This is a genomic window from Ferroplasma sp., from assembly GCF_037442045.1.
Taxonomy (GTDB): Archaea; Thermoplasmatota; Thermoplasmata; order Thermoplasmatales; family Thermoplasmataceae; genus Ferroplasma.
Map to the genome: position 1 here is coordinate 18,342 of NZ_JBBIRC010000008.1, position 19,704 is coordinate 38,045.

The 19,704-nt window shown below is 34.1% G+C and carries 20 protein-coding genes; 5 read left to right on the forward strand and 15 right to left on the reverse strand.

What is annotated here, in order from left to right:
- Positions 1 to 33 precede the first annotated feature (33 nt).
- Together WKI77_RS02090 and WKI77_RS02095 are read right to left on the reverse strand one after the other, a co-directional pair.
- A complete protein-coding gene (locus WKI77_RS02090) occupies positions 34 to 885 on the reverse strand; it encodes a sulfite exporter TauE/SafE family protein (protein ID WP_337860176.1) in 852 nt (283 codons plus the stop codon).
- A 105-nt stretch (positions 886 to 990) separates the two neighbouring features.
- Entirely contained in the window at positions 991 to 1,557 is a 567-nt protein-coding gene (locus tag WKI77_RS02095; RefSeq protein WP_337860177.1) for a hypothetical protein, read from the reverse strand.
- A 179-nt stretch (positions 1,558 to 1,736) separates the two neighbouring features.
- On the opposite strand from WKI77_RS02095, the gene WKI77_RS02100 reads away from it, so the two are divergent.
- A complete protein-coding gene (locus tag WKI77_RS02100) occupies positions 1,737 to 2,552 on the forward strand; it encodes an NAD(+) kinase (protein WP_337860178.1) in 816 nt (271 codons plus the stop codon).
- Complete coding sequence (locus tag WKI77_RS02105; protein WP_337860179.1) at positions 2,539 to 2,901, forward strand: Mov34/MPN/PAD-1 family protein; 363 nt, start codon at positions 2,539 to 2,541, stop codon at positions 2,899 to 2,901. Before WKI77_RS02100 ends, WKI77_RS02105 begins: the two co-directional genes overlap by 14 nt.
- Here the strand turns inward: WKI77_RS02105 and WKI77_RS02110 are convergent.
- The 4 genes from WKI77_RS02110 to WKI77_RS02125 are packed head-to-tail and all read right to left on the reverse strand — an operon-like array spanning position 2,898 to position 5,539.
- On the reverse strand, positions 2,898 to 3,920 hold the full coding sequence (locus WKI77_RS02110) for an mRNA surveillance protein pelota (protein WP_337860180.1): 1,023 nt from the start codon (positions 3,918 to 3,920) through the stop codon (positions 2,898 to 2,900). The two genes, WKI77_RS02105 and WKI77_RS02110, sit on opposite strands and share 4 nt — an antisense overlap.
- A gap of 29 nt (positions 3,921 to 3,949) precedes the next feature.
- On the reverse strand, positions 3,950 to 4,396 hold the full coding sequence (locus WKI77_RS02115; protein ID WP_337860181.1) for a Mut7-C RNAse domain-containing protein: 447 nt from the start codon (positions 4,394 to 4,396) through the stop codon (positions 3,950 to 3,952).
- Positions 4,389 to 4,943, reverse strand: coding sequence for a UbiX family flavin prenyltransferase (locus tag WKI77_RS02120; protein WP_337860182.1), 555 nt, complete (start codon positions 4,941 to 4,943; stop codon positions 4,389 to 4,391). The genes WKI77_RS02115 and WKI77_RS02120 overlap by 8 nt, the downstream gene beginning before the upstream one ends.
- A 35-nt stretch (positions 4,944 to 4,978) precedes the next feature.
- The gene (locus tag WKI77_RS02125; protein WP_337860183.1) at positions 4,979 to 5,539 is read right to left on the reverse strand and encodes a hypothetical protein; all 561 of its coding nucleotides are present in this window, start codon (positions 5,537 to 5,539) and stop codon (positions 4,979 to 4,981) included.
- A 108-nt stretch (positions 5,540 to 5,647) separates the two neighbouring features.
- Here WKI77_RS02125 and WKI77_RS02130 point away from each other — a divergent pair, with 108 nt between their 5' ends.
- Complete coding sequence (locus WKI77_RS02130) at positions 5,648 to 8,965, forward strand: S8 family serine peptidase (RefSeq protein WP_337860184.1); 3,318 nt, start codon at positions 5,648 to 5,650, stop codon at positions 8,963 to 8,965.
- A 6-nt stretch (positions 8,966 to 8,971) separates the two neighbouring features.
- Here WKI77_RS02130 and WKI77_RS02135 read toward each other — a convergent pair whose 3' ends face one another.
- The 8 genes from WKI77_RS02135 to WKI77_RS02170 form a co-directional block, all read right to left on the reverse strand.
- Positions 8,972 to 10,000: a methionine synthase gene (locus WKI77_RS02135; protein WP_337860185.1), complete on the reverse strand. Its 1,029-nt coding sequence runs from the start codon at positions 9,998 to 10,000 to the stop codon at positions 8,972 to 8,974.
- Position 10,001: 1 nt separating this feature from the next.
- Positions 10,002 to 10,883, reverse strand: a complete 882-nt coding sequence (locus tag WKI77_RS02140) for a hypothetical protein (RefSeq protein WP_337860186.1) — start codon at positions 10,881 to 10,883, stop codon at positions 10,002 to 10,004.
- Positions 10,884 to 10,947: 64 nt separating this feature from the next.
- Positions 10,948 to 11,886, reverse strand: coding sequence for an LD-carboxypeptidase (locus tag WKI77_RS02145; protein WP_337860187.1), 939 nt, complete (start codon positions 11,884 to 11,886; stop codon positions 10,948 to 10,950).
- Positions 11,870 to 13,036 carry an amidohydrolase gene (locus WKI77_RS02150; RefSeq protein ID WP_337860188.1) on the reverse strand — a complete coding sequence of 389 codons (1,167 nt, stop codon included), beginning with the start codon at positions 13,034 to 13,036 and terminating at the stop codon, positions 11,870 to 11,872. Before WKI77_RS02150 ends, WKI77_RS02145 begins: the two co-directional genes overlap by 17 nt.
- A gap of 39 nt (positions 13,037 to 13,075) precedes the next feature.
- Positions 13,076 to 14,407 carry a DHH family phosphoesterase gene (locus tag WKI77_RS02155; RefSeq protein ID WP_337860189.1) on the reverse strand — a complete coding sequence of 444 codons (1,332 nt, stop codon included), beginning with the start codon at positions 14,405 to 14,407 and terminating at the stop codon, positions 13,076 to 13,078.
- Positions 14,404 to 14,838 (reverse strand): 30S ribosomal protein S15, encoded by a 435-nt coding sequence (locus tag WKI77_RS02160; RefSeq protein ID WP_337860190.1) that lies wholly within the window; start codon positions 14,836 to 14,838, stop codon positions 14,404 to 14,406. The genes WKI77_RS02155 and WKI77_RS02160 overlap by 4 nt, the downstream gene beginning before the upstream one ends.
- Before the next feature lie 45 nt (positions 14,839 to 14,883).
- A complete protein-coding gene (locus WKI77_RS02165; protein ID WP_337860191.1) occupies positions 14,884 to 15,552 on the reverse strand; it encodes a 16S rRNA methyltransferase in 669 nt (222 codons plus the stop codon).
- 16 nt (positions 15,553 to 15,568) lie between these two features.
- Positions 15,569 to 16,555, reverse strand: a complete 987-nt coding sequence (locus WKI77_RS02170; RefSeq protein WP_337860192.1) for a M48 family metallopeptidase — start codon at positions 16,553 to 16,555, stop codon at positions 15,569 to 15,571.
- A 91-nt stretch (positions 16,556 to 16,646) separates the two neighbouring features.
- On the opposite strand from WKI77_RS02170, the gene WKI77_RS02175 reads away from it, so the two are divergent.
- Together WKI77_RS02175 and WKI77_RS02180 are read left to right on the forward strand one after the other, a co-directional pair.
- The gene (locus WKI77_RS02175) at positions 16,647 to 16,994 is read left to right on the forward strand and encodes a DUF488 family protein (RefSeq protein ID WP_337860193.1); all 348 of its coding nucleotides are present in this window, start codon (positions 16,647 to 16,649) and stop codon (positions 16,992 to 16,994) included.
- Between the two features lie 30 nt (positions 16,995 to 17,024).
- On the forward strand, positions 17,025 to 17,609 hold the full coding sequence (locus WKI77_RS02180; protein ID WP_337860194.1) for a hypothetical protein: 585 nt from the start codon (positions 17,025 to 17,027) through the stop codon (positions 17,607 to 17,609).
- Positions 17,610 to 17,781: 172 nt separating this feature from the next.
- On the opposite strand, the gene WKI77_RS02185 is transcribed toward WKI77_RS02180, so the two are convergent.
- Positions 17,782 to 18,294 carry a hypothetical protein gene (locus WKI77_RS02185; RefSeq protein ID WP_337860195.1) on the reverse strand — a complete coding sequence of 171 codons (513 nt, stop codon included), beginning with the start codon at positions 18,292 to 18,294 and terminating at the stop codon, positions 17,782 to 17,784.
- Positions 18,295 to 19,704 lie beyond the last annotated feature (1,410 nt).

Below are 19,704 nucleotides of genomic sequence, written 5' to 3' on the forward strand. Positions count from 1 at the left end.
TATTTTATTTAAAAGTTTTAATAAATTTAAAAATTATAATACGGTAAATATATGAAGTAATGCTGGATAAGATTCATACGCTACGTATATTCCTACTAATATAATTATTATTGAAAATACCTTTCTAAGGTCTCCTTTTCTGTTCCCAAGATTTACCGATAATTTAGTTCCCAGATACCCGCCAAATATTCCTCCAATTACATATACTATTGCAACAAAGACAAGCACATCTCCTATTATTCCACTGCTTATATATTGAAGCCCAGGTGCAACTATTGCATATCTGATTGCCGTTACAACACCAAATGTACCAACAGCAAGCAGGGACGTTCCTATTGCCATTCCCATTTTTATTCTTGAAGAGGCCAGAAGTCCAGGAACAATTAGAAAACCTCCCCCGATTCCGAAAAATCCTGAGGCAAAGCCTACGATAAGGGAATACCCGGATACTTTTTGATAATTTGTGTGCTGCTTCCGCTCTTTGCAATCCTCATCAGGGACTGCCCTGCATTTGCTTATATACATATATATTCCTATAATGACCATCAACATTGAGAAAAAGAATAAAAGTTCCCCACCCTTTATGAGCAATCCTACTGTAGAACCAACTAGAACTCCAATTATACCAACAAGGGCAAAAATTCCACCTAACCTGACATTTGCATTTTTCTCCTTTAAATGCTGTGCAAAATTAATATATGCAGTTATTCCAACTGCAAGGGCTGTTGTTCCTATTGCAAGATGTGGGTGATGAATACCAACAAAATATATAAAAAGTGGGACAGCCAGAATTGACCCTCCACCTCCAATAAGCCCGAGACTAAAGCCGACAGCAACTCCTGATATTATTGCAAGCACATATTCTAACATTGTTATATCTATCATGATACCGAAACATTATTGCATAAAGGTATAAATATATTATTCATATGTATATATAAATTTTCATATTCATTTAAATTATAGCAATAAATCATTATTTATGAATTATTAATTCTCATGAAGCAGATTACTCAGATGGTAAAGGGCTTTACCTGCATTGGAATTATCAATTATTATCCATATTTCTGTATCAAGTCTGTATATGTTGGTGAATTTAATCCCATAGGTCATAAGGTAATCTGTGATTAGAAGCGTGAGCCCCGGTGTGAAAGAAGATTCCTTTGGGAGTATTAATTTTATTAAAGCTATTTTACTCTGTATATTCCCAATGCTGGCTATGCATATGTATATATTCCCCTCTTTCATAATAAGAATTGCATTTTCAGGCACTTTTTTAATGTCATCAAAATATAATATACTATATTCATATTCTATTGTGAGCGAAGACTTTTTTAGTATTTTCAGATCGTCTGCATATTCTGGCTTCTCTGCTTTCATATTGGCCAGTACCTTTACTATTGTGTTAAATTTCACATTTTTTCCGGTCATGGCTTCGACCTTATCCCTTATATCTTCAGCAATTTTAGTATAATTGCATAAGCCACTGGAAATTGCCATGGAATAAACGAGATTATTGCTTACTATTACTTTTACCGAATCTGAGATTTTAGCCATAAATCATCATTATGTTAGAGTATAAATTCATTTCTATGGAAAATATTAAAATAGATAACATTATATGATTAACACATAAATATATAGAAAAAATAAATAAATCTTAATTCTATATTTTTATAAAAATAAGCATAAAATTAATTAAATGCTATATAATAGATGAATGTACTGGTGTATAAATGAAATTAGGAATTATAGCAAGAATAAACTGCTATTCATGCATAAAGATCGCAAGGCGCATAATAGAGTTAATACCGCCTTCATGGGAAATTGTGCTGGAAGATAAGCTTGCAAAATCTCTAAATAGAAAGGGTACAAATTTTAAAGATATTGATGCAGACATTATAATTGTAATTGGAGGAGATGGCACAATACTTAAAACCGCCCAGCTTTCCAGAGGAAAAATAATGGGAATCAACGTTGGCGGGCTTGGATTCCTTTCAGAGGTAGAAATCGGTAATATAGAAGAATCTGTGTATAATTTAATACAGGGAAATTACAAAACATACGATGTTATGAAATTGAATGTATATGTAAACGGCAAACTTTTTGGCCAGGGCATAAACGATGTTGTGATACATACTGCAAGAATATCAAAAATCAGAAAGTTCAGTGTTTATATAAATGACCGTTTCATGGAAAATACCAGCGCTGATGGCGTGATAATTGCAACTCCTATAGGTTCAACTTCATATTCATACAGTGCTGGCGGCCCAATACTTATACCATCTCTAAAAGCCATGGTGATATCATATATTGCACCCTTTGGTTCAAGGCTGCGGCCAATAGTATGCCCGGATAATACTAAAATTACAATCAAAATTATAGGAAAATTCAGTTCACTGGTTATAATAGATGGACAGAAAGAATCAGTAGTAACTGGCAACGATCAGATAGATATAAGAATTTCAGATGAAAAATTGACATTCATAGAATTAAAAAATTCATTTTATGATAGATTGAGGGAGAAACTGATAAAAGATGTGGTTAATTAGGGAAAGAACACTGAATATGATTATGGAAGCTTCCAAGGATTCATATCCTAATGAATTTGGGGCTTTTCTTCGTGCGGAACATAATATAATATATGAAATAGTGTTGATTCCTGGAACTATAAGCGGCAATGTGCATGTGATATTCCCGATGTATGCAATACCCATAGATTTTACTTATGTAGGTTCAGTGCACTCCCATCCTTCTGGCAATACTCACCCATCCGATGCAGATTTGCATATGTTTTCAAATACCGGCCCGGTGCATATGATAGTTGGATACCCATATAATTTAAACAATTTTTCCGCATATACCAGGAATGGAGATCCTTTAAAGCTTGAAATTATTTAATATTTATACCTGAGTATCCCGCAATAGCCTCCAAATTGTTTTATTATCCCTCCCGAATCGGTATAGTCACTGATTATATGAACATCAACACCAGACATTTCATTAAGAAGCTTTCTGGTTTCAGGATCCTTAAATTTTGATTCTGATATGAGCAATGTTTCCAGCATATTCATTTTTGCATATTTAATCAATTCATCAAAACCATAAACACTAAGCTGTGTTTTATTTAAATTCATAAGAAAATTCTCGATTAATTTTTCATCAGAAGCCAGCCTTGCACCCTTTAAAATTTCATCCGATTTCTTCTCCGCCATAAATTCGTAAATGCCCCGCTTCCCGTTATCGGTTTCCGGAAAATCATAGATTTTTATATTGCTGAATGCAGGATTATTCACAATTTTATCATAAAACTTTGTATGTTCAAATCCCGGCCCCAGTATAATAATGGCTCCAGGATTTTTAATATTCTTCAATGCAGAAATAATTTCATCGTAATAACCGGATTTTATATTTGAAACTTCATAGTCCTTGCCAGATTTTTCGGAGGAGATCTCTCCAATACCCTGGATTCCATAGGATTTTAGCAGGGCAATTGTGCATGTTTCATCATCCATTGAAACAAATACAATTGTATTTCTATAATAGTTTTCAACAGCCTCTTTCAGAAGATTTCGTTCCTCTTCATTAAGGTCTTTTATTACTGTTATTTCATCATCAATTCCAATCATTACGGATTGATGGCTTCCAGAGTTTTCTCCTTCAGTTATTTCACCAAGTATTTTCAGGTTGTCTGTGTATGGAAGAAAATCAATTTTTTCTATTTTTAATCTTATTTTTATTTTTTTTCTCTCTGTAGCTTTAGATCTGGTTAGATCGGAATTCTGTTCAACCCTGCGGAAAACCGATGTTATGATCTGGTCATCCGGGCTTAATATATTTTTTAAGTACCATAGATCATCTACAGTATTGATCATTATGATTATTTTTGAATCCTTTTTATTATCTTCTATAATTTTCACTCTTCTTGATTTTAAATTAAATTAAAAACTTAGCCTTCCATTACTTCGTTAAGCTGTACCAATATTTTCCCGTAATGGGAGCCTTCCCAGTAATACCTTTTGCATACCGGGCATTGTTTGACCTCGGTAAATCTTGATTTTACAGACTCATACGATGCATCCATGGAATCCGTTTTTACAGTTTGAAGCAGTGCATTGCATTCAGGGCATCTTGTGAAAAACAATTTAGGGTCTGGAGGATACATTTTTGCCATCTGCCTTAACTGCATTTTGAAGTCTGGGCTGTCAATATATACTGATTTATCATATCTTCTATAAAATTCATAATCTCTTGTGAGGAGTATAAGGTTTTCCTTCTGGCATTTCTTTAATATATCATTGTCACTGTGGCATTGTGGATACTGTACATTATATCCCATGAGCCGGAGCCACTTGCACAATCTTCCAAGCATATGGTCAGCCATAAATTCAAGCATCTTTCCACCTTGGTGAAATATTATTTTCTATTCCTGAAAGATCAAGAATCCTTGCAACAACAAAATTAAGTAAATCATCCATGGTTGAAGGTTTTGTGTAATATCCTGGAATTGCAGGTGAAACTATTACATTGTTCATGGAAAGTTTTAGCATATTTTCAAGCATTATGGTATTGAATGGCATCTCTCTGGGTACAATTATCATTTTTCGCCTTTCTTTCATGGCAACTGTCGCTACCCGTGTTATTAAAGTATCTGATATCCCTGCTGCAATTTTTGCAAGTGTTGATGAAGAACATGGAATTATGATAAAAGTATCAAATACAAAACTTCCCGAACTTATCCTGGCAGCTATATCTGAATCTTCGTAATAAAAACTTGAAAGTTTTTTTAAATATTCAATATTATAATTTGTTTCCAGTTCCATGACCTTCTTAGCACCGTCAGATACTACCAGATGTATCTCTGCATTATTTATATTTTCCAGAAATTTTACTGCAAGAACTGTCCCTGAAGCTCCTGTAATACCTACTACAATTTTTTTCATATTTTTAAATATTGGTTAATTGGATATTATTTTTTTCATTTCTTCCTGTTAAATACATAATATAAAACTACCATTCCTGCTACTATTGCTACCAGTATGCCAACATACAAATATTCTGTGGATAATGGCTTCACTACTGGCTTTGAAAATGAAAATCCAGGATACGCCCCCAAATTCAGTGCCTCTATATTGGTTAATGCTTTCCCTCCTGATGTAACCTGTGAACCTTCATGTTCAGTTATCTCAAAAGCCGTGGTCATATTTTTTAATGTAGGCGTACCGATCTCTGATAAGGCAACCAGAAACTGCAATCCATATGGATTCATTCCTGTATAGTTAAGGTCGTATACTATTAAATACTGTGTTGATGTATTGAAATTATATTTAACATAGCTTGTATTTTGTATTACATCTGCAAAAAATGCAGTCCAGTCAGCATCAGTTATGGATTCCTTTGTTCCATTATAGTAATAATGAACAGATGGAAGCGTTGCTGGTGCAGGTGGCATTGTAACCGTTGAAGCTGAAGATGCAAATGGAGCCATCACCATAATAAGTGAAAGTATAACTATAACTGCTGGCAAGTACTTTTTCATTTATCCTGTATATTAATTAAGGTTTAAAATCTTTTTCTTGTTTAACACTTATCAGCAAAAGAATTCTATCAATTACTGTCATTAAGTATTTAAATTATGATTTATTTCATGAGATATATGGAAATGTCCCAGAAGAAAATAATAGCAGTTACTCTGATTTTCATTATGCTTATATCATCACTAGCAGTTCTTGATAGTGATATACCTCCTGCAATAACTTCAGTAAATAACGCTGAGAGCAGCAATGGTCAAAATCCTGTTTTGCTTGCATACGTACCTTCCAGCCTGGAATCTTATGTTGGGAATGACCTCAACTCAAGTGGAATTCATTATAATTATTATGGGAACCTTCTAAACGTCAACGATACAAAGAATCAGGGCACAATAACCTATGTTTTCAGTGAACTTAACCGTACTTATGGCATACAGTATTTTATATTTAACAGCTCAGATGATTTTATACCATATGTGCAGAGCCCTGATTATCAGGCTAAACCATATACCCCATCTGATATATATGATGCATATGATATGAATTATATTCATAGTAAAGGATACTATGGCAATAATACCACGATAGTTATAGTAGATGCCTACGGAGATCCAACTTTAAATTATGATGTAAGCGCTTTTGACAACATCACCGGGTTACCACCTGCAAATATTACAACAATTACTCCTGAAGGTTCAATTACATCCACAAACTCTGGATGGGCATCTGAAACTGCTATAGACGTTGAATGGTCTCATGCTATTGCTCCAGGTGCAAAAATAGATTTAGTGCTGGCACCGGGTGATGGCTCCAGGCTTCTTGATTCTGTTGCCTATGCAATTTCTCACAAATTAGGAGACATCATATCTCTGAGCTGGGGGGAGGCTGAGAGCAATCTTTCACTGTCATCAATATCTGAACTTAATAATATATACAAACAGGCAGCAGAGGAAAATATTACAATAGTTGCCGCATCGGGCGATCAGGGTGCTGATGACGGAACATCACATCTTGCAGTTAATTTTCCAGCTTCAGACCCATATGTTCTTGGGGTAGGTGGAACTACGCTTACTCAAACAAGAAGTGGATTTACACAGACTGCATGGGGAAATATCGTGAGTGGTAAAGTTGAGGCAAGCGGAGGTGGATTTTCTTCATATTTTTCAACCCCTTATTACCAGATAGCCCCAAATTATACAGAAAATCAGCGTGGTGTGCCTGATGTATCTCTTGATGCAAATCCAAATACTGGTGTGCTGGTAATTGTTAATGGCGAGGAATCTACACTGGGTGGAACCAGCATAGCCACGCCAATGTGGGCAGGTATAATTGCTACAATGGACCAGTACTTTAACAGGTCTATGGGCGTTGTAAACCCTTTGTTTTATAAAATTTCAGAGACTAAATATTATACAAATACATTTACCCAGATTACATCTGGATCAAATTATGGCTACAATGCCGGGTCGGGATGGAATCCAGTTACCGGGCTTGGAACTCCGCTTGTAAGCAATCTTATCAATGACAGCGCACTGATCTTGAATGGATATGGCACTGTTGCAGTACTGAACAATACATCATATGCCACAGCCATATCAGCAAATGTTGCAGTACCGCAGAATAATGTTGAAGAATTCAATGGAAGCACTTATTACTATCTTGGATTCTATGAAAATACGAATAACTATATTAAATTCGGAATTTCCGCAAATTCCACCGGTTATTATTACAGGTACAGCATATATGAGAATGGAACAAAAACAGAAGGAATGCTTCCCGGTTCTTCCTCTGCAAAGTTAGGTGTAAATATTTCCGGGACTGAAATATCTTTTCTTGTTAATGGAAAAGTAGAAAAAACTCTGAATATTCCACTGGCATTTGCAGGCGATTACCGTGCAGCCGTTGGGGCACAGCAGGATAGTTCACGAATAAATTTTGTAAATATTCCACATGGTACTTATAGCAGTATAGAAGTAAGCAACAGTACAGAGGCAATTAGCTATACAGGAATCTACCAGTATGGATACAGCAATATGGGCAATAACTACAGCAAAATTGTTTTTACTTATTATAAAGCCAACAGTTCACTTGTTGCTTCAATGGGAAATGAAACTAACCAGCAAATATCTGGAACTCATGGTCCTGTGCATATAGTCTATTCCATTAAATTTGGAACAATATCTACAGTTACATTCAGTTTGAGTAATGGCGCTTCAGAATCATATAAAGTGAATGGCTCCAGTGCCCAGAATCCGGATACGCTCTCCGGTGGAACATATGTAATAACAGCCACTTATAGCGGCAAAACTCTTTCCAGAACAATTTATGTACCTTCAATCGATTCTGTTAAATTAACTGTAAATTCAACACCATCATATTCCAGCCCGGAATATAACCTTCTCATAGACCATTATTTCAATTATAAATCGTCCTCGGGCACCATAAATGTGTATGAACTTTCCGATAATAATAATGCTTCCATAGCCTCTTCTGGATATTATACAGGATATGCAAACTCAAATAGCATAAAATCAATAACACTGGTGCCCGAAAAAGTGCTTATTGATGTTTTTGTTCCAAATGGAAATGCAACAGTAAATATTAATGGCAAACCATCAGAAACTGATGGTGGCTATCATTACCTTTATATTACCCCAGAAAAAACTACAGTAAATGTTACGGATACTGGATACATATCAGACAACCAGGCAGTTGAATTGACCCCTGGCGTTACAAGGAATATGTATGTATTGCTTTATCCTGAAAATACAGGTTCAGAAATAACGGGAATCGTGAAAAATATACAATATTATTATGGATTAAGCAATGTAAATATAACATACGATAACAAAACAATAGGCTACACAAATCAATCCGGACAGTTCATATTGTTTCTTAATAAAACCACAACGCTTACATTCCACGAATATCTTTACCAGAATAACACCACTGCTGTTTCGCAAAGTCCTAACAATGTTGTATACATGAGCCCTGAAAGTGTATCTGTGCTTGTATTTAACTTCAAAATTTCATATACCTTACCAATCGGATTCTATTATGCATTTATTTCCTGGGATAAGTATCCATATAGCAACTTTGCAGAATATGTTGTGGCATATGCAAATAACTCACTGATGATAAATTCACATACCGATGTAATAACATCACAGGGTACAGATTTCTCATTCCTTCCAGGCCTCACAATAGGCAAAACCTATTATGTGATGGTTGATGCATATACATCAAACGGTGCTTTCGTTTCATCTAATGAGGTTTCTGTGCACTATACTTTAATATCCTACATAATAACCATGCTGATATTCCTCGGAATATTGAGTTATATTATATTCATAATATTATTCTTAATAAGAAGGGGCAAAAGGAAAAAAGCTTTAGAGGATGAAGAAGACTTTGAATTCTTTGAAAATAATTAAAAAAAATTATTCAATTTCCCTTAATATTTCCTTTCTAGCAATATCCATATTTTTTAATTTTTCATAGCCTGTTTCTATAGACCTGGTTCTTAACCCGCAATCCGGATTAACTCTTATCAGTTCCGGAGGCATTATATTCAATGCATATTCTATTCTATCCTTTATTAACTGAACAGGCTCAATATAATCTATATGTACATCGGTTACCCCAAGGCCTATAAATTTCTTTCTGGTATTCAATTGCTGGAAATATTTTAAATCCTCATATCCTGGCCTTGCTGAATCAGAAGTCCCCAGTTCAAGTGTATCCCTATTTGCAAATTCAAGGTTTAGCCCATCTATTTTTATATCGTTCATAACATTATATAAAAGGCTGTAATCGGTACTGTAGCATACATGTATGGTAAACTCGCAGTTATCTATTCCTTCTACAGATTTATTTAATGAATCAACAACTATATTCATTTCATCTGAATGGGTTGTTGTTGCAGGTTCATCAAGCTGAATCTCAAGCTTTTTGCCTGGATACTTCGAATCCCATAGTTTTTTCAGGCTTTTCATTTCCTCATTAAGCAGTCCAGCAAATGCCATGGCTGTTTCATACCTGTCACTGTAATGCTCATTGAATGACCAGTCCATCATTGTGTATGGGCCTGTAACCGGTATCTTTATGTTGCTGTAATCTTTTGATAATAAATATTCCAGCTCATCGGAGTGGAAAGATTCCTTAATTGATAAATCCTTTACTATGCTTCCTTTCTTGTAATACCTGTTATCAAATGATCTTACAGGACCATAGAAATTAATTCCATCAATTCTATTTGCCTGATGCTCGTACATTTCCCATCTGAACATTTCCCCTCCGACACCTATATTATCAAGGCCGGCACGGTCGAAAATTTCTAATGTTTCCTTTGTAGCTTTTTCTGAAAGTTTATAATATTCATCTGTTCCATATATTTTATGAAATACAGTGCTCAAATACTTTGGCTTTCTGAAACTGCCTATTTCCTGAGATATTAAATAGTTCCCCATTTTATTCACCTATTTTAGATATAAGTTCCAGTTTTTTATCTGCAATAACTCTTGGCAAAAAATCAAAATACTCGCTGTGGCTTATTATAACCCTGTCGGAATTCAAGGATTCTAATTTTTTATTAATTTCAGCAATATTTTCCATTCTTGTATTGTAACCATTTATTAATTTTATTCCCGGCACGGTGGAATTCTCCTTTGAAATTTTAAAATTATTTTCATTGTCATCAACTATTATGGAATAAGGTTTTCCAATTATATTGCTTTTAAACAGTTTGCCTGTAGTTACCAGTTTTGTCTTAAAGTCATTCAATAAATTGATATCAAGAACATCTGAACTGCTGTATGGCAACGGATCATAAAGGACAATATCCTTAATTTTGAACTCTTCAAGGATTTTTAAATAAATTTTTTCAAGCTTTTCCTGGAATTCACTGTATGGTATTTTGCTATTTGACATTTTAAAGAACGACATTGGAGAAGGAAGGAAAGCATTGAAATATTTCCTGCTTTTTGAATATAATGGAAGCGGAGGATTTTCATTAAGTGGTGAAAAATCTTTCGGGTCAATAGAAAGTCCCGCAATATCGGAGATTTCCGGCATCCTGTAAAATGTATTTGTTTCCTTGAACCTTGTAAGTGGGCCAAGGTCTATGCCATCAATTAAGAGTGATAATGGCCTGAATATGTCATACCAGTTAAATAACGGATCTGTATGCTCTATTTCATCTTCTATCAATGCATCGTATAATATTTCTTTTTCAGCTTTTATATTTTCATTGAGCGTTGCGTCCGGAATGTTCCCCTTTTCCCATCTGCCAATATGCAAACGCAGCTCACTGGTTTTCGGGTAAATTCCATAAACTAATTTTTCTACCTTCATGGTAGCAGATATTGCGATGTTAATAAAAGATTTTTGTTAAATATATGATTTTCAGTAATAATGCTCAATCAACGACATTTTCTTTGAGCTCCATATAAGGCTCCTCATCGCTTATCTTCATTTTGGCATTAAGAGGAAGGACCATCTGTTCTTCACCATGCCCGAATGGAGCGCCATACAGCGATGGCTTGTTAATTTCATTCATAAATTTCTGGACAACATCTTCTATTGATGGCATTGGCTCTTCCCTATCAAATATTGCCTTAAAATCTCCGAAAACGAAGCCATTGAACTGTTCAATTATATTTGCAAGCTTCATGCTAAAAAAATAACGGTCAATATCACCAGATGTGACATCTGTATCCTCAATAAAGAATATTTTCCCAGCTGTATCCGGTATAAAATTTGTGCCAAGAAGAGAAGCCACAAGGGAAATATTTGTTCCCATAGAGCATCCTTCCGTTGTGCCAGGAATAATATATTTTATTAATCTATCTCTGTAAATATTTATTTCGTCAGATTTTCCTGACAAAATTTCCAAAAATTCTTTAAAAGAAGGCTTGCTTATGTCATCAACATCGGAAGCCACCATTGGCCCATGGAAAGTAATCATATTTGAATTTCTGTTTATTGCAAGGTGCAGTGCAGTGATGTCACTGTATCCCATAAATATTTTTGGATGTTCCCTGATTGTTTCGTAATCCAGGAGTGAAAGTATGTGTATGCTTCCATACCCTCCTCTTGCACAGAAAATGGCTTTTACATTGTCATCTTTAAAGGCAGACATTAACTCTTCTGCCCTGTCTTTAGCAGGTGCTGCAAGGTCATTTCTCTGGTTAAGTTTCTTTATATTTTTCCCTACAGTTACTTTATATCCCAGTTTTTTAAGCCTGGCAATTCCTCTTGAAAGCTTTATCATATCAGGTGCGCTTGCCGGTGCTATAACCCTTATTTCGTCACCGGGATTAAGCTTCGGAGGTTTTATTCTATTGTCCATATTCATCAAACTCTCTTTTAATTTCATTTAAATATTTTTTATTTTCCATAATGTGAAGTATGGCAGCAGATGCCGCACTTATTGCAACCATAAGATTTTCTCCTGCCAGATCGGGATTTGCAGCAATCCTGAAGGCATCTGAATGGCCTGGAAGCCCTGTCCCAATTTTCATATCTATATGCCCTGTTGGCACTTTAAGGCTTACATTTGCTTCATCTGTACTCCCACCGGCAGGTTCATCTGAATCATCAATATTGAAAGCATCAATACCAGCTTTCTTTAACTCCTGAAAAAGCAACTCATCCATTATATGATTTGCATTGTATTCGGAATAAGTTGGCATTAATTCTTTAATTTCCAGTGTTGTTCCATACCCTTCTGAAATTCCATTAACAAGCTTTTTGACTTTTTCAACAAATTTCTTTAAAAAAACAGAGCTGCTGGACCTTATATCTACTTCCATTGATGCAGTTTCAGGCACAACATTGGATGCCTTTCCACCATCACGTATAACCATGCCTATTACAGTATTTTTATCGCTCCTCGCCCAGTCGCGCATGTTATTTATTGCTGTATACGAAGTAACAAGTGCATCCAGGGCATTGATTCCATAACATGGTGATGCGGCCATATGTGAGGACTTTCCGTGAAACGTAAATTCCATTTCTGCATCAGCAAGCGCCTTTGATCCAACTGCCCAGCGGTCATCAGGATGCATTCCAGTTACAAAATCTATGCCTTTGAATGCACCGGCATCTGCCATTCTGGCTTTGCTGCCTGCATATGGGCCAATTCCCTCTTCGGAAGGTGTGCCAAAAACCACAATTTTTCCCTGGGAGATCATAGACTTAACAACCATGGCAGTTCCATAAGCCCATGCAGCTATCAGATTATGGCCGCATGAATGCCCATTGGGCAAAGCATCATATTCCATTAATATTCCCGCAACAGGGGAACCAACACCATATTCTGCCCTGAATGCAGTATCCATCTCCATATATGGATTTACAATTGTAAAACCCTGTTTTTGCAATTCTTCCATTAATAATTTTGAGGATTTGTATTCTTTACTTCCAAGTTCAGCAAAATCATAGATTTGTTTTGATACGGATAAAATAGAATTTTTATACTGTTTTATGGCTGAATCTATATTCATATTTCCTTATTAATAACGCGTTAATATTTTTAACGAAATTTAAATAATTTTAATCTGTGATTTTATTATTCCGCCGGCAACTTCAAGGAATTGCTTTTCTTTACCCTTTGGTATTATTCCACCGGCAGCAATATCATGCCCTCCCCCAGAACCTCCAGCATCCGCACATGCCGTTTTCATAACCTCAGAAAGGTTTAATCCTCTGCTGACGGAACGCCTTGAACCCCTGGAAGATATTTTTATGTCATCAGAACCAGCGTTAAAGCCGATTACCGGTTTGTCAGGCTTTACAGTATAAAGCGCTATTGCTCCTGCAATGGGCCCTGCCATTTCAGATTCAGGCGCATAAAAATATCTAAGATATTTTTCTTCTTTAAGGTCGCTTCTTGCCCTGTATATATAGTCAATTAACCTGGTTTTGAATATCTTTACATTGCCTATCATTTCATTTCCCACACTGTTGTCTCCAAGGAAATACTGGACAGGCAGTGATTGCATGCCAATTCTGGCATTACCATCAATTATTGAATTCAATTCCTTTGATGTAAAACCAATATCCTCAAAATAAATAACATCTTCTTCCAGATATTTTATGGCATCTGAACCGGTATTGTTTTTTAGAATGGTCAATGCAAGTTTGTTTCCAAGCACTTTATTTTCATCTGTTGTCAGATCAATAACATTTTTTTCAGGGTCTATTGCACTGTTATCCAGAAACTTTTTTACGTCATCTGGATGGCCAGTAAGGCCATAAAAGAAAGGGTCAATAGAATATGTAATTGCATCTGCGACTGTACCTTCAAGGTTCAATGTATGGTGTATTTTATAAGAATTATATTCATCATAAATTTTCTTATTTAGCCCTGATAATCCTCCGATATCCTGCTTATCGGCCATGACACCAGACATAAAAAATGGAAACAGGTCTTTATTATCCTCATCTGCCACTAAGGCAAATATAAATGCCATGGTTGCACCGCATGCTTCCCTTGTTCCGTTTATGCCATAATCCCTTGCGTTTATATTAATTCCAGAGCATTCTCTCTTTTCATAAAAATGATGATCTAATACAATGTAATTTGAATAGTCTGTGATAGATGAAAGCTGGGAAGAACCTGCATCAACTATTATGGTAAAAAGATTCGGATCTTCTTCATAGAGCGATCGAAAACCCTCATTGTCCAGATTTTTTATAAATGAAAGATGGTACTCTATTCTCCATTTTTCAAGAAGTTTTAAAAGTATAATTGAGGAACTTACCCCATCCCCATCATAATGTGCAAGGACTCTTACGTATTTTTCTTTTTTTATCCTTTCAGTACCCTGATGTAAAATATTAAAGAGTTCTTCCCCTAAAATATCATAAATCATAGTGCTCTTTTCAGAGACCAGTCAGCTGATAATCTTCCAGTGCGCTTGTAATATCTCATAAGGCGAAGAATCTTCGACATTATAAGCTGGCTTCCTCTCTTATTGCTAATATCTTTGCTGTTTAACAGAAGGTGTTTTGACACATTCTTATATCTTTTTAAAAGAAATGCAAGATCCTCTGGGATATCATCTTTTATGCCGTTTTCTTCCAGTATTTTTGCCATTTTCTGATGAAGAACTGGTCTTACTCCAGGTACGGTATACTGGTCTCTTAATTTTATGCCAATCATTGAATTTGATAGGCCCTCCTTCTTAAATTTCAGTATTTCTTCCTTTATTTCATCATCGCTCTGGATCCATGAAGGCCTTTCTATTAATGCCATTCTGGTGGAACCTGATTTTCCTCTCTTTCTTGTATGCATTCGTGCCATTGAAATCTATATGGTATTATTACTATAAATTTATTCTTTTTGTTTTTATTTTATTAATTTTGTATAACGCTCATACTCTGATATCACTTCCATGCCTGCAGACCAGATAGTAAGTTCCTGATTAAATATCTTATACGCAGGAAAATTTCCATAGATATCCGATATATAATCCCCCTGTGAAAACCCGCCTATTACAACATTAAGGTTATTGTTGCTTATTATTCCTGATAAGGAAGAATCATTGCCATCCGGTGAAAGTGCTATTGTTTTTCCATCAAGCCCTTTAAGGAACGGTACTATATTTCCATCTTTCATTGAAAGCAGTTCATTCCCATTGTACTCGATTGAACGTTTTTTGAAAAGATCTTCCATTAGCCCCTGAAATCTGTTATATGACCTTGGAAGCTTTGTTTCACTGTTAATATGAATTATATAATTATCCCTTGTATGGACATAAACTTCAAGCATTTTATCTCTATTCAAAATCGATTCCATTGCCATTTCCAGGAATATGTATATTATGTCAGGCCTTCCTCTCCTGTTTGATTCGCCCGGAAAAAACCTTTCAATGCTTGTATGCATATAATTAGAATCCAGAAGCATTTCTGATGGTTTTTTATGGTTCTTCTCTGCAATATTTCTTATTGCTTTATCTTTTGCCATATTTTCCGGAACAGTCTGAAGTTCCGCATCGGCTATAATCAATCTCAGCATAGTTCTATATTATAATTCAAGATTTACTATTTTCTATAAGCTTTATCCTTTTTTCCGTTGAAGGGTGGTCAAGGCTCAACGATTTCATAACATTCTCTGGTATTTTATCTGTTTCAGATATGCGCCTCAGGCCATCAATTAAATAATCTTTATTAACGTATTTCACAGCGTTCAAATCCGCTTCAACTTCATTATGCCTTTTAACTGCAGGTGAGATAAACAAAATAAAGGCAAATAATATGAGAAGAAATAAGGGTGTTGCGTAATAAAATACAGGATTTGTGGATGTGAGCCCAAGAGACATCAGGTTCAGCATGATGATAAATACAATAAAATTGAAGAAAAGAGTTTTTCTGTTATGTTTTAATTTTATATGTGAAAGTTCATGGGCAAGAACGCCAGTTATTTCATCAGTGCTCAGGATTGACATTAAATAACTGGTTATAAACACATACGATTCTTTTTTATTTACTTCAAATGCATTTGCAATTCTGTTATTTGTATTTATTACATATATTTCCGGCTCTTTTATTCCCATTTCTTCCGACAGTTGGGCAGCCTCACTGTTTATATATAAATCATTGAGCTTTTCTGATTTTCTTACAAGTATTGTAACCATTGGATTATTTGCAGAAACAGCCCAGATAAATATTATGAAGCTGTTAAGCAGAATAATGTATGAATATTCGCTTACAATTTTTATGTAACCCTGAGCTATGAGCATTAAAAGGAAAAATATGGAAAGATATATGACATATCTCCAGCTCATATCATCGGTGATATACTGAAATATATTTTCATCAGAATCCTGGTCACGCATTATATCCTTAAAGTGCATAAACATGAATCCGTTGGCTATAATTATAGCTACCATGATTAGAATTGAATAAACAGTAAATCTAACAGAAGAGAGAATTATATAAACAACAAACAATAAAATCATCGACATGTTAGACATTATTGCTGATTTTTGCAATATTTGTTTTTTCTCTGCAGGTGTCACACATAAGCAATTAAAAGCTTTATTTAATACATTGCTTTTTTTGTCGATGGAACCTTCAAAAGATTTATTAAGCTTTTTATATAATGCTATTATGATTAAAATTAAAAGAATTTATGATGAACCTGACAAGGATGATGGCCTTAGAGTTCTTGTGGAAAGGCTCTGGCCCCGGGGAATCTCTAAAGAAAAAGGGCATATAGATTTGTGGATCAAAGATGCAGCTCCATCCACAGAACTTAGAAAATGGTTTAACCACGAGGATGATAAATGGGAAGAATTTGTTGAAAAATATTGGATAGAATTAAATGAAGATGGGCAGATAAAACAGGTTAAGGAACTGGCTGAAAAGAATAGCCCAATCACATTTATTTATTCCGCAAAGAATACTGAACACAACAGTGCAGTTGCATTAAAAAATATAATTATGAATATTAAATAGTTATTTAAACGATAAATTAATATTTTAAAAATGAACATTTCAGATTTGCAGAAATTTTCGAGCCAGAATAAGTTAAGAAAAATCACTGGCCCCCCATGTGACTGGCTTAAAACATTAAACACATTTTCATGGGGTTTCAGAAGTTATGGCAGAACAAACAATGCATGGCAATCATTTAAAAAATTCGATGTTTTTATATTCCATTCAATGAAGCAGGAGTATCTTTTGCAGGATAACTCTGTCTCTACAGGGATAATAGGCATAGGCATAATGGATAAAAAGGAAATTATTGCAGGAGAGCCATATGATGGTGCTTTTACTCCTGAAGGACTAAGGCCGCTTAAAATCTACTTTTCTGATATGTGGATGCTTGGGCAAATATCAAAAATAAATAATGAAACAATATCAGAAAAAAAGAATAAGGGAACAAACTACATTATTAAGGATATTTATAATTTAACATATAATACAATAAGCTTCAGCACAATGAAGGAAAATAATTGCTCCATTTCAACCCAGGGTGCCGTGTCCAGCATCGCAGAGGATAACGGGCAAAGGTTAATGAAATTAATTTTAGAAAGAGTACATGAGCCACATTTAATAAAAGGGCAATGATTCTTATATTAGAAAAACAGCATTGATATCTAATTATAGCTATGGCACATCTTGCAAACAAATACTCCCCGAAATTATAAAAAAACCTTTATTCTTGGTAACAGTGCAAATTTTATGAAAAGATATAAAATTTAAATTTTATAAGAGTATAATATTAATATATTTTTTGATTTTAAAAGAAACTAGACATTGATGCCATATTTGATTCTGCAACCTTAGCCATAGTTGAATTCGAATAGTTGCCATAAAATGTTATCATAAAGATCATATTACTTTTATAACCTATTGCATCTTTGCCAAATGAGGCGTTGAATATTGAATATTTAAAACCATTATATGAATCATTCTGTTTAAAATATGTTCCACTCGAGGAATCCACTTCCCCAATAATCAATTTATATAAACCCGAAGCTATTTTAGAACTATTTGTATCCCCCTGAACCATAATAATGCTGGCACTGGAAGAAAGGTTATAATAGACTTTTTCTGCTTTTGTTATATTTGTTTGTGGGCCACCTGCAATAATTTTTGACATATTATAGGAATTTCCAGTATCTGATTTCATCGTTGCTTTCGAAGGAAAACCAAAGTGAGACTCTGCTACAGCAATATAATAGGAAACTCCTGCCACGATCACTATCACGACTACAATTCCAATTATTATGTATTTAATTTTATTATTCATATTATAGATAATTTCTAAAAACTTCATATTTTAAAATTTTTATACAATTGCAGTTATAAGGAAAACACTAGAATTATTGTGTTTTGAATATATACGATAAAAATTAAAATCTCAATTTTCGTAGTTATTAGAAAATATCTATATACAATTTGTAGATAAATATAAACTATTCTATAAGGACAAAAGTTAGAACGTATCAAGCAATGAAGTATAGCTTTGCATATATAGTAATTATTGCGCAAAATTATTTATTATTTACAGTTGCTCTTCCTTCTTACTCAGTAGGATGTAAATCTGCAATAAGTGCCCATCTGTTGTACTGTATCATTGTTCATTCAAAAGGTTAAATCTCCTGAAATAAAATTAACAATGGCGCTAATATTTATAATACAGCAAAGCATGAAAAATAAATTTTATTTTGGTTCTGGTTTTTTAGTAAAAGGAATTAAATATGCCAATTAGGACAAGGATAGATGTGAACAGTATTTTGTTATATAATATTCATGGTGGATCATAAAATGCAAAACCCGTAGTTGTAACATTTGTGATGGGAACTTTATATCCTTCCAGACCAAGAAAGTGAACTAATATTTAGCAGGATTTAATTTTAATAGGGATTTGCTTTTACCGATATTGTGAACACTCCATTGATATCTACGGTACACGCATCTGGATAATCGCGAATTGTTTATATTATTTTTAAATGATGTGCAGTTAAATTAAATACATATATCAGCCAAAAAATTAAGGGATTAATATTTTCCAACAATTTAATCTTCTTTGAATAGAAATAAATAACATTTTATTCATGCACATATTTCATCTACTTGTTTCTCAAGTACATTTATTTCATTCTTCATTAACATTAATACTTAATTCCGGTATCAATATCGTACTGTAGGGCAATAATTAATTGTAAGAAATTCCCAGGTTACAATTTCAAATAAAAATTTTAAACCTTACAAATTTCAATGTTTTCTTATTTACCCAATGCAAAATTATACTTGCACGGCTTAATAGCAGTAAATTAGTTTAAACCAAGCATTTCAAACATTTAACACCGATTATCTAATTATAAATGTATACAAAGAACATATTTTATTATTATCATAATTGTGTAAAATTGTAATTTATATAAATGTTTCATTAAAACATAGTATTTATTCAATTATCAAGTAATTTGTATTCCTTATTAACCATAAAGTTTTTTATGTACTTTCTTTGTTGATTCATAATAAATATATTGCACATTTCTATAGAAAATTGTATATTCGAATAAAGATAGGATAGGTTGGGATTTGGACCCAAGTAGATGAGATCTGCAGTCTCACGCATAGCTTCTCTGCCACCTATCCATTATTGGATATAGTAAATCTCTATTTATTTTTTTCACCAAATTTCATGAATATA